Below are 10,350 nucleotides of genomic sequence, written 5' to 3'. Positions count from 1 at the left end.
CCAGAAGCAAATGTCTGAGGTCGGCAGAGAGAATGCGCGACCACGGACGGGTCCGGTGAAGTCGTGTCCTCGAGAGCAAACATTCGCCAGACAGGGTCCAGATGCATCGCCGGAACTCTGATTTCGGTATTGGTGCTGGTTTCCGCCTGGCAGGTCTCTGAATACAGGCAAAACTCGATGCGCGCTGCGGCCCTGCTTGCCAGAACAGAAGAGCGATGGAGCGAAGCCGAGGCGCTGGCCGTTTCGTGTCTCGAATCCCGACCGGCCGATTCCGAAATGATGCTTGTGCTGGGCGAGGCGCTTGAGCATCTGGGCAGCCCGGCGGACGCGCTGGATACTTACCGACGGATCTCTGCTGGCTCGCATTCCCAGAACGCCGCGACCCTCGCGATCGCCTCGCTCTTCATGCGGCAGGGACGACTTTCTGATGCCGAAACCGAACTACAGTCGCTTCGAGCCCCCACCAGCCAGTCTCCGGAAGTGCAGGGCCTGTGGGGAACCCTTCTCAGCCTGTCTGGACGTCAATGGGAAGCAAATCTCCCGCTGCATCGGTCTCTGAAAGGTTCCGGCAACCATCTGGCGGCCCTCATTTCCCTTGCGGATCCCGCAGAGATGCCCGCTCCACCCCAGGCTGTCTTCGCCCAGATGTTACGGGTTCGCGACCCGCTGGGCCTGTTGGGCTGCGCAAAGATCGCTTCTTCCGTTGGACGAAAGGACCAAGCCATCAGCCTGCTACGAGAAGCTCTCTCTCGCAGTCCAGAACTACTCGAAGCCCAATTGTTACTCGCCACGCTGCTGGTTGAGGCAGGCGACGAAGCAAGTTTTTTCCAGTGCTTCAAGCAGCTTCCGGACTCCGCATGGCAGCACCCGGCCTATTGGCTGCTCTTGGCCACACGGGCCGAAAGCGCCACGGACAGCGGCGCCGCCATCCGGTGTTACTGGGAAACGCTTCGCCGCATCCCGGACTACGACCGAGCCACCTATCAACTTGGTCAGCTTCTGGCAGCGGAACAGCGTGGGGATGAGGCACAACAGTTCTCGGACCGAGCCCGAAAACTGAGTGAACTGACAGAGCACTCTGCAAAGCTGTACGATCGCAAAGGCTCAGCCACCGAGATTGCCTTGTGTGCTCGCCTGACCCTGGAACTGGGTCGCCTTCCTGAATGCCGCGCGTGGTGCGAGTTGCTCCCCGACGCAGCCCGACCGACCTTTGTCCGAGAAATCTACCCGCAAGTCAGGAAGCTGCAGCGGGGAGACACCCCGGCACTCTTACCCGAGGCAGATCTGGCAAAGCGGTTCGATCTGTCGTCTTATCCGCTACCAGATCTGACCTCTCAGCGCATTGACCCGTCTCACACCCGATCAGGTCATCCTGCATCCTCAAGCGACATCCTTTTCCTCGATGAGGCTGCGGCGCTGGGCCTTCAGTTCACTTACTTCAATGGTGAGATTTCGGCGAGTCCCGGCAGACGGATGTTCGAATACACAGGGGGGGGCGTCGCCGCCTTCGACTATGACCTCGACGGCTGGTGTGACCTCTACTTCACGCAGGGAACGACCTGGCCTCCGGATACTGCCGACTCTCAGTTCCTCGACGCCCTGTTCCGTAATGTGGCCGGGATTCGCATGTGCGAAGTCAGCCATCTGGCCGGTATTCATGATGCCGGGTTCGGGCAGGGGGTCGCTGCAGGTGACTTCGATAACGATGGTTTCCCCGATCTCTATGTCGCCAACATCGACGGGAACCGACTCTACAAAAACCAGGGTGATGGCACGTTCCTCGACATGACCTCCCGCTCAGGCCTGGCCCGCTATTCCCACTGGACGACCTCCTGTCTGCTCGCTGACCTCGACGGTGATTCCCTCCCGGATGTCTATGACGTCACCTACTTGACCGGCGATGAGATCTACACTCGTGTCTGTCAGGGAGACGACACCATTTTGGCGTCGTGCCCACCTTCGCTCTTCCCCGCTGCGGTAGACCATGTCTATCAGAATCAGGGAGACGGGACGTTTATCGAGATGACCCGGGAGTGGGGATTTGATGCGCCCAACGGAGATGGACTGGGGATCGTTGCCGCTGACTTCGACGAATCGCAAACCATCAGTCTCTTCGTTGCCAACGATGGACGCCCCAACTTCTTCTTCGCACCGCAAAGACGACCGGACGGAAAACTCGTCTGGCAGGAACTGGGACTCGTCAGTGGACTTGCCTACGACGAAGCAGGTGCCGCGCTCGCCTGCATGGGGGTCGCCGCAGGGGATCCCAACAACGACGGACGGGTCGATCTGTTCGTCACCAACTTCTACAACGAATCCAACTCGCTCTACATCAACCTCGGTGCCCGTACCTTCTCGGACCGAGCCAGAACCATGAGACTCCGCGATCCCAGCTGGTCTCTTCTCGGGTTCGGCACGCAGTTCATCGATGCCGACCACGACGGATTGGAAGACCTGATTCTCGTCAACGGACATGTCGACGACTTCTCCTACAAACAGATCCCCTACAAAATGAGGCCTCAGTTCTTCCAGAACACTACCAACTCCTTCCAGGAACGATTCGCGGACGAAATCGGCGACTTCTTCACTCTTCCCAGGCTCGGTCGAGGAGTCGCACGAATCGACTGGAACAGGGATGGACTCGATGACCTTGCCATCTCACACATCGGCGACCCCGCCGCGCTGCTCACCAACAAATCTCCACAACCAGGGCGGGGACTGCGGATCCAGCTTGTCGCCACAAACAGTTCACGTGACGCCATCGGCACGCGTGTCACCGTGCAGGCCGGACAGAAACACCTCACACGGCAGCTCACTGCCGGAGATGGGTATCAGGCATCCAACCAGAGGCTGCTCGACTTCGGACTCGGAAACGACTCCCCAGAACTCACCGTCGACATTCACTGGATCTCGGGATCCAAACAATCTTTCACCATCACGAACCCCACTCAACACCTCATCGCCGTCGAAGGAAATCAGCAACTGCTGCCAATCACGGTGGAGAGTCACTGATTGGGGGGTACTGATTCTCAGCCTTAAGATGCCAACAGAAAATGACTCAACCCGAACAATCGTCTTGACGACACTTGTTTCAACGGATATTTTATCGATCGGCGTTCACGCGGCTGGCGAGCGTGCGGCCAGGGCGAGCCGTTTCACTTTGATGAACTGTTTCCGATGAGCACGATCTCTTCTTCTTCTGATCGGCCAACGCAGCGGGAATCCGTCGTCTCCCTGCTGTTCTATGCTTTGCTGCTCGTGGCCGCAGTAGCATCTTTTATGTTGATCCGCCAGATCGGACAGGGGCTGAAGGCCCCCCCGGGGACTGCGACAGTTTCAGCGCCGAAGGGGACTCATGCCGGTGGTGTCGACGTCGTTGTCCATGTCATGGCGACACTCGCGGCGGTGATCGCCTTGGGAAACGTGCTCTCGTGGGTATTGAAACGCCTGCACCAACCCGCCGTGATTGGTGAAGTGATCGCCGGAATTCTGCTGGGCCCCTCTGTCCTGGGGGCAATTTCTCCACAGGCGATGCACTTGCTGATTCCCGACGTGTCAGCGGATCCGCATCAACTGGTGCTCGGTTCCCTGAAGACCATCGCGCAGATCGGCGTAATTCTGTATATGTTCGTCGTGGGGCTGGAACTGAATGCCCAGAAGGTTGGACGACAGGCCAAAGCCGCCATCGCGATCTCTCACGCGAGTATCGTCTTCCCGTTTGTGCTGGGATCGTTCACGGCACTGTGGCTCTATCCGATCCTGTCCACCGACAGCGTCCCCTTCACCAGCTTTGCCTTGTTCCTGGGTGTCGCCATGTCGATCACGGCCTTTCCCGTGCTGGCGCGGATTTTGACAGACCAACGACTTGAGAAGTCTGACCTGGGCGTGATCGCCCTGAGTTGCGCGGCCACCGACGACGTGACGGCCTGGTGCCTGCTGGCCTTCGTCGTGGGAGTTGTCCAGGCGCAGGTGGGGGGAGCCATGCTGGTCGCCGTGGCCACGATTGCCTTCATTGCCGTGATGTTTCTGCTGGTCAGGCCGCTGATCGTCAAATGGGTCCATTGGGCCGAACAGCATCAGCAAGAGCGACAGACGATTCCACTGTTGTTGATTGCACTGCTCTGCGCATCGCTCACGACCGAAGCGATTGGAATTCATGCCGTTTTCGGAGCCTTCATGCTGGGGGCGATCATCCCTCACGACAGTCGCATCGCCCACCAGTTGACTTCAAAACTGACCGACGTCGTGACGATCCTGCTGCTGCCGGCCTTCTTCGCTGTGACAGGGATGAATACCCGCATCGGTCTGATCAATGGTTGGGACGGCATCCTGATCTGTCTGGCCCTGATCCTGGTCGCCACGGTTGGCAAGTTTGGGGGTACGGTCGCAGCTTCGCGAATGGTCGGGATCGACTGGCGCACTTCCGCCGCGCTCGGCATCCTGATGAACACCCGAGGGTTGATGGAGCTGATCGTGCTGAACATCGGCTTGTCGCTGGGAGTCATCTCACCGAAGCTGTTCGCGATGATGGTGATCATGGCCGTCGCCACAACAATTGCGACCTCGCCAATCCTCCGCAAGTTGCTGTCCCATTCGGCCAGCGGCGCAGAAGGGTCTGTCACCTTCCGCAGCGAATCCCCGTGACCACTTCGGTTAGATAACCCATTCGAGAACCGACGAGAAGTTCTGGTGACGGCCTCAGACCTCCGTTCGCAACCTCTTCATCGGTACTCACTCAGCTCGCTGCTACATTGATCGAGTCAGCCCCTGACGCATAAGAGGCGCGTGATGCTGGTTGTCCACTTGAGCGAATCGGCTCCGCCCCTTGACTGCCATACACTTCACATGTAAACTATTAACCGGACGAGGCCATCACTTGGTCAGACAGAAATGGCGACGGTCCGAACCAGAGAATGAAGGCTGTCGCGCCGGCTCGAATCGAACGAGCAGGGAAGTCAGCTTGAGGCACCTCTCAATCGAACCACAGTTTCTTCACCCATTTACATGACATGTAAACAATCGCCACGACTGGCCTCTTTCTCAACAACCCTTTCGTCAGGAGAAGTCCCATGCTTCAGATCCGAAAATCCAACGATCGCGGTCACGCCAATCATGGCTGGCTGAACACTTACCACACTTTTTCATTCGCGTCCTACCGTGACCCGCGTCACATGGGATTTCGATCGTTGCGCGTGATGAACGAAGACTGGGTCGCTCCCGGCCAGGGCTTTGGCACACATCCTCATCAAGATATGGAAATCGTGACCTACGTTCTCGAAGGGGCACTGGAGCACAAGGATTCGATGGGAAATGGCGAAGTTCTTCGACCGGGTGAGTTCCAGCGCATGACGGCGGGAACGGGAATTACCCACAGTGAGTTCAATCCCTCCCCAACGGAACCAGTTCACCTCTATCAGATTTGGCTGTTCCCTTCGGAAAAGGGACTTGAGCCAAGTTACGAACAACGCCGATTCCCGGAATCAGACCGGCACAACGAGCTGCAACTGGTTGCCTCGCCATCGGGGGAACACGGTTCACTGCTCATTCATCAGGACGCCCGGATCTATTTGGGCAACCTCGACAAAGGAAGCCAGATACACCAGCAATTCGCATCAAACCGACATGCATGGCTGCAAGTATTACGCGGCTCAGTCACAGTGAATGGCCAGCGTCTCGAAACCAGTGATGGTGTGGCGGTAAGTGACGAAGCTGAATTAGCAATCCAAGCGGCCGAAAATGCCGAAATTATGCTGTTCGACCTTCCATAGACCACTCTCAGTCATTGTTCACGAAAGCGAGGATTTCCATGAAGGCTCTTTTACAAGGACTTACCACTGTCCTGGGCCGAATCATGATTGCGGCAATCTTCCTGACCTCCGCCATCGGCAGCCACCTGCGAGACTTTGACGGTGTCGCGGCCTCGATGGGGTCTCGTGGAATTCCTCAGCCTCAAGTCCAGCTCGCGGGAGCCATCCTGTTTCTGATCGCGGGCAGTGTGTCATTGATTCTGGGGTACAAGGCCCGGATCGGAGCAGCCATGCTGTTCCTGTTCCTTGTTCCGGTCACGTACTACTTCCATGACTTCTGGAACTTGCGCGGACCCGATCAACAGTCACAACTGGTTCAGTTCCTGAAGAATCTCGGCTTGATGGGTGCGATGCTGTTCATCATGGCGAATGGCTCGGGACCGATGAGCCTGGAAAAGAGCGGATCCAAAGGAGCCTCGGCCAAACCGAAGGCCAAGCCTGCAAAATGATGGGAAGGAGCCGCAGACCTTCAGTGCAGGAGGATCGAAATTCGGCCCGGGGCTCCTGGGCTGACTCGCCAATCCTGTTACAACCGGAACCGTGTCCCCTCCACACGTTCCCACCAGCGGACCTCGACTCGTTCCCATCGGAACCACGAGGTCCGAGCGGGCCATTTTCTCGTCTCGCGCTCCCGTCCGGTTGAGCGCTGTGAGGAGGCTTCCGGCTGCCAGAGGCACTCAGGCGTGTCTCCCCCCTCTTTTTTGCGGTGCTGTTTCTGCAGTCCCGCAAGCGGCCCCTTCACACACCTTCGGAGGGGACCAGACGGGCTTCCTTTTGCTCGTCATCACCGCGATCTGCAACCTCACCGGACCTGTGGAACGACGTCCCTGCAATCCCCTTAACGGCCAGAGGAACGCCGAAATTCACAGCCCAACGAGGGCGATGTATCGAATTGCAACCATTTGTCTACCAAGAACACAAGAGTGTTTTGATATGGCGCTTGATGAGGGTCCGTGTCACGGGGTAGAGTAAAAAAATGTCAATCGGTCACTGACACATTTGTTACCCGTTGTTCTCGTGGGCCCCATTGTCATGAAGTTCAAAATCAAGGAAGACCGAGACGACGTCGTCCAGGTTTCGATTGAGGGCTGTCTGAATCAGCAGGACGTCGCACCTCCGATCGATCCCATTCGTGCCTTGCTTGGTCCCAGCGCCTATCAGAAGACGGTGCTGCTTGATATGCGGGACTCGAGTTATCTGGATTCGCTCTGTATCGGTTGGCTGCTGAGTTGTCACAAACGATTTCGTGAGCAGGGGGGTAAGCTGGTCATCCACTCACTCCCCACCGTCGCCGCGAATGTGATCTCGCTGTTGCGATTGAACACCGTCTTTCAGATGGCGGACGACTCGGAAAAAGCCCTTCAACTCGCACGAGGGGAGGTGGCTTAGATGGCCTACGACGGTCGTTTCTCACCCGACTTTTTTACTGAAAAATCGTCCGCCGAAGTCCTTGAAGCCATCATTGAACGAGCGGCTGAACTGCACGTCAGCGACCTGTTTCTGCTGGGCGAAGAAGGAGGGGTGCGCGTCGCCTACCGACGGATGGGGGGATTGGAAACAGTCGCCGCCTTGCCGCTGGAAGTAGGACGTAGCGTGATCACTCTGCTCAAAGCAGAAGCGGGAATCGATCTGGGAGACCGTCGCCGACCGCACGAGGGTCGGCGGATTCAGGCCGTTGGAGATCGGGTCGTCGACCTGCGAATCAATATCATCCCCACGCTTCATGGCGAGGACGTCACCGCGCGTCTGCTCGACCGGAAGTTCGGCCTGAAAAGCCTCGACCAGATCGGCCTGACCCGCATCGAACTGAATAAGATCCAGGCGATGCTCGCCAATCCCAGCGGCCTGATCCTGGTGACCGGCCCTACCGGCACGGGAAAAACAACGACACTTTATGCGGCCGTACAGAGCCTGAACGACGGGTCGAGAAAGATCAATACGCTCGAAGATCCCGTCGAGTACGCGGTCGCCGGACTGCGACAGTCCCAGGCGAATCCCCGGATTGGACTGGATTTTCCGGAACTGCTCCGCAACGTACTGCGACAGTCTCCCGACGTCATCATGATCGGCGAGATCAGAGACGAAGAAACAGCCGCGACCGCCGTCCGAGCCGCCAACAGCGGAACGGTGGTCTTGTCGACACTGCACTCGCCCGTCGCGGCAGCCGCCGTCCAAAGTATGGCTGCATTGGGAGTCAATCGTTACTTCCTGTCAAACTGCCTGCTGGGCGTTGTCGCGCAGCGACTGGTGCGGACGCTCTGCCCCAAGTGCCGGGTGGCTTACGACATCAGCGAATCACCGGAAACGTTTGCCGATATCCAGCCATACCTCGAACCCGGCTTTGGCTCGTTCATCTTCGGCCCCGGGTCCTGCGAAGCCTGCCTGCATCAAGGCTACGCCGGCCGAACAGCCGTCGTCGAGTTGATGGTCTTCAACCGGGCACTGCGTCAACTGGTGGCCAATGGCTGCAGCAGCGAAGAACTGCAGACGTTCGCCATTCAACAGGGGATGCTGGAGTTCCGACGTTCGGCACTCGTGAAAGTCGCGATGGGGATCACGAGCACCGAAGAAATCATGCGAGAACTGCCAACGGATCAACTGGGTCTCGATTGATCGGCCCGGCGAAGTCTCGGATGACGGCTGCACGTGACGAGCAACAAGAGTGTTCACCGGCGACGCCTACGCGCGCTGCAATAGAGGGAGCGAGACCGACTGAGAGCGGGTCTGAGACCCGCTCCAGCGCTGTCCTGTTCGTGCCTTGAAGCCGTTACAGGATTTCCAGTGTCGGCATCTTGGGTGCGACCAGCAGTTGCTTGGCCACCTGAATGGCGACCTGCTCGCAAATCTGAACCAGCGGTTCCCGTGACGGGTTTTCTTCGGAGAAGAGGGTCGAAATCCGCCCGGCGTCGCCTCGAATTCGAATCCCTGAATCGATGGGAAGTTCGCCCAGAAACGGCACGTTCAATTCTTCCGCCATGGCCTTGGCTCCGCCTCGACCGAAGATCTCGCCCGACATGTTTTCGACAATGCCGAGAACAGGAATCTTGACTTGATTGAACATGCTGATCGCCTTGATCGCGTCGAGCAGCGCCACTTGTTGAGGTGAGCAGACGACGACGGCTCCGGCAAGACCAAGCAACTGCGAAAGGGTCAGCGAGATGTCGCCGGTACCGGGAGGCAGGTCGATGATCAGGTAGTCCAGATCACCCCAGTCGGTATCTTTCAGAAACTGGGTGATCGCACGGTGAAGCAGGGGGCCTCGCCAGATCACCGCCTGATCCGGTTTCAGAAAGTAGCCCATGGAGATGACCTTCAGGCCATCAACGTCAACAGGCTGAATCCGCTCGATCTCCTCACCCGATTCCGTCCTGACTTTAATGGCGGTAGGGCGATCCACAGACCCGACCATGTGAGGGACACTGGGCCCGTACACGTCCGCATCCATCAAACCAACTTTGCAACCGAGCGTCTTCAGACCATACGCCAGCGAAGTGGCGACGGTACTTTTGCCGACGCCCCCTTTACCGCTCCCGACAGCGATAACGTTCTTGGCGCGAAGCCCAATGGCACCACCGGACATTTTCCCTTGAACGACGGAAGTGAATTTCACCTCGACCGCCGTCACATCGGGCTGCCCCTCTTTCACCGCAGCGGTGATGGCATCAGAAATCCGGTGTTTCCCCGGATAGGCAGGGGTCGGAAGTTCAATCGTGACGTGGACCGTAGATCCCGTCGTTTGAACGGCTTTCACCATGTCCAGCTCACCAAAAGTCCGGCCAATTTCCGGGTCTTTCAGGCTGCGGACACGCTGCAACACCTCTGCTTCCGACAACATAGCCACTTCCCATACTTCAGAAGAATTGAAATCACATTCATTTGTAGCAGCGCGACAACCGCCGGGCAATCACTGGCACACCGCCTGCGATGGGTTCGCAACGCGTTTCCCGACGGGATTCGGCGATCGGCAGGCTTCGCCATAAACTGCGGCCACCAGTCGGGTAAGCCGTCTTTGGTCTCAGTACGTCCACACGACGACATGCACACATTCCGCGCAAACCTGCCTATCGGCGAGGCACGCATTTCGCTTCAGTTCTCCGAAGATTGTCTGGCAATGCCACAGAAAGCCGACGATTGTTGGAATCCTCGGGAGATCGATTCACTTGGCATCCTGATTGCTTCCGAAACTTGCATAGCAGAGGCTTCTCAGCGCTTATTCTTCTGTTCCCAGACTGAAAGTACATCGAATGAGTGGTAGCACCGCCCGTTATCAGGCCATCCAGGCCGTCACGAACTACAAACCCATTTCAGCCCCGCTGAATTTCGCCGAAACTCCAAGCGGTGAACTCTTCGGAACCAACGTCTTCAGCATCAAGGTGATGAAAGACCGCCTGCCGAAGACCGTCTTCAAATCGGTGATGAAGACGATTGAAATGGGCGAGCCACTCGATCCAAGCGTTGCTGATACCGTCGCCGCCGCGATGAAAGACTGGGCGATCGAGAAGGGTGCGACCCACTACGCTCACATGTTCTACCCCCTGACCGG

Annotated in this window: 8 protein-coding genes; 7 read left to right on the top strand and 1 reads right to left on the bottom strand. The window is 57.8% G+C overall.

Going from position 1 to position 10,350, the window contains the following annotated elements; genetic code table 11:
- The first annotated feature begins 177 nt into the window (after positions 1 to 177).
- The 6 genes from VGE80_RS19600 (at position 178) to VGE80_RS19575 (ending at position 8,420) form a co-directional block, all read left to right on the top strand.
- Complete coding sequence (locus VGE80_RS19600; protein ID WP_440593836.1) at positions 178 to 3,012, top strand: FG-GAP-like repeat-containing protein; 2,835 nt, start codon at positions 178 to 180, stop codon at positions 3,010 to 3,012.
- 165 nt (positions 3,013 to 3,177) lie between these two features.
- Entirely contained in the window at positions 3,178 to 4,644 is a 1,467-nt protein-coding gene (locus tag VGE80_RS19595; protein WP_440593835.1) for a cation:proton antiporter domain-containing protein, read from the top strand.
- Between the two features lie 425 nt (positions 4,645 to 5,069).
- Complete coding sequence (locus tag VGE80_RS19590; RefSeq protein WP_440593834.1) at positions 5,070 to 5,768, top strand: pirin family protein; 699 nt, start codon at positions 5,070 to 5,072, stop codon at positions 5,766 to 5,768.
- Positions 5,769 to 5,806: 38 nt separating this feature from the next.
- Positions 5,807 to 6,256: a DoxX family protein gene (locus VGE80_RS19585; protein WP_373649696.1), complete on the top strand. Its 450-nt coding sequence runs from the start codon at positions 5,807 to 5,809 to the stop codon at positions 6,254 to 6,256.
- A gap of 583 nt (positions 6,257 to 6,839) precedes the next feature.
- A complete protein-coding gene (locus VGE80_RS19580) occupies positions 6,840 to 7,196 on the top strand; it encodes an STAS domain-containing protein (RefSeq protein ID WP_373649695.1) in 357 nt (118 codons plus the stop codon).
- Positions 7,197 to 8,420, top strand: a complete 1,224-nt coding sequence (locus VGE80_RS19575; protein WP_373649694.1) for a GspE/PulE family protein — start codon at positions 7,197 to 7,199, stop codon at positions 8,418 to 8,420. It begins immediately after the preceding gene.
- A 154-nt stretch (positions 8,421 to 8,574) separates the two neighbouring features.
- Here the strand turns inward: VGE80_RS19575 and VGE80_RS19570 are convergent, their stop codons facing one another.
- Complete coding sequence (locus VGE80_RS19570) at positions 8,575 to 9,642, bottom strand: Mrp/NBP35 family ATP-binding protein (RefSeq protein ID WP_440593833.1); 1,068 nt, start codon at positions 9,640 to 9,642, stop codon at positions 8,575 to 8,577.
- Positions 9,643 to 10,051: 409 nt separating this feature from the next.
- On the opposite strand from VGE80_RS19570, the gene VGE80_RS19565 reads away from it, so the two are divergent.
- Positions 10,052 to 10,350, top strand: a 299-nt coding sequence (locus VGE80_RS19565) for a glutamine synthetase III (RefSeq protein WP_440593832.1), incomplete at its 3' end; no start/stop codon positions are given.

Origin of the sequence: Schlesneria sp. (assembly GCF_036405755.1) — a bacterium.
Taxonomy (GTDB): domain Bacteria; phylum Planctomycetota; class Planctomycetia; order Planctomycetales; family Planctomycetaceae; genus Schlesneria; species Schlesneria sphaerica.
The sequence above is the reverse complement of the archived record's forward strand: the minus strand, read 5'-3'. Positions and strand labels throughout refer to the sequence as shown.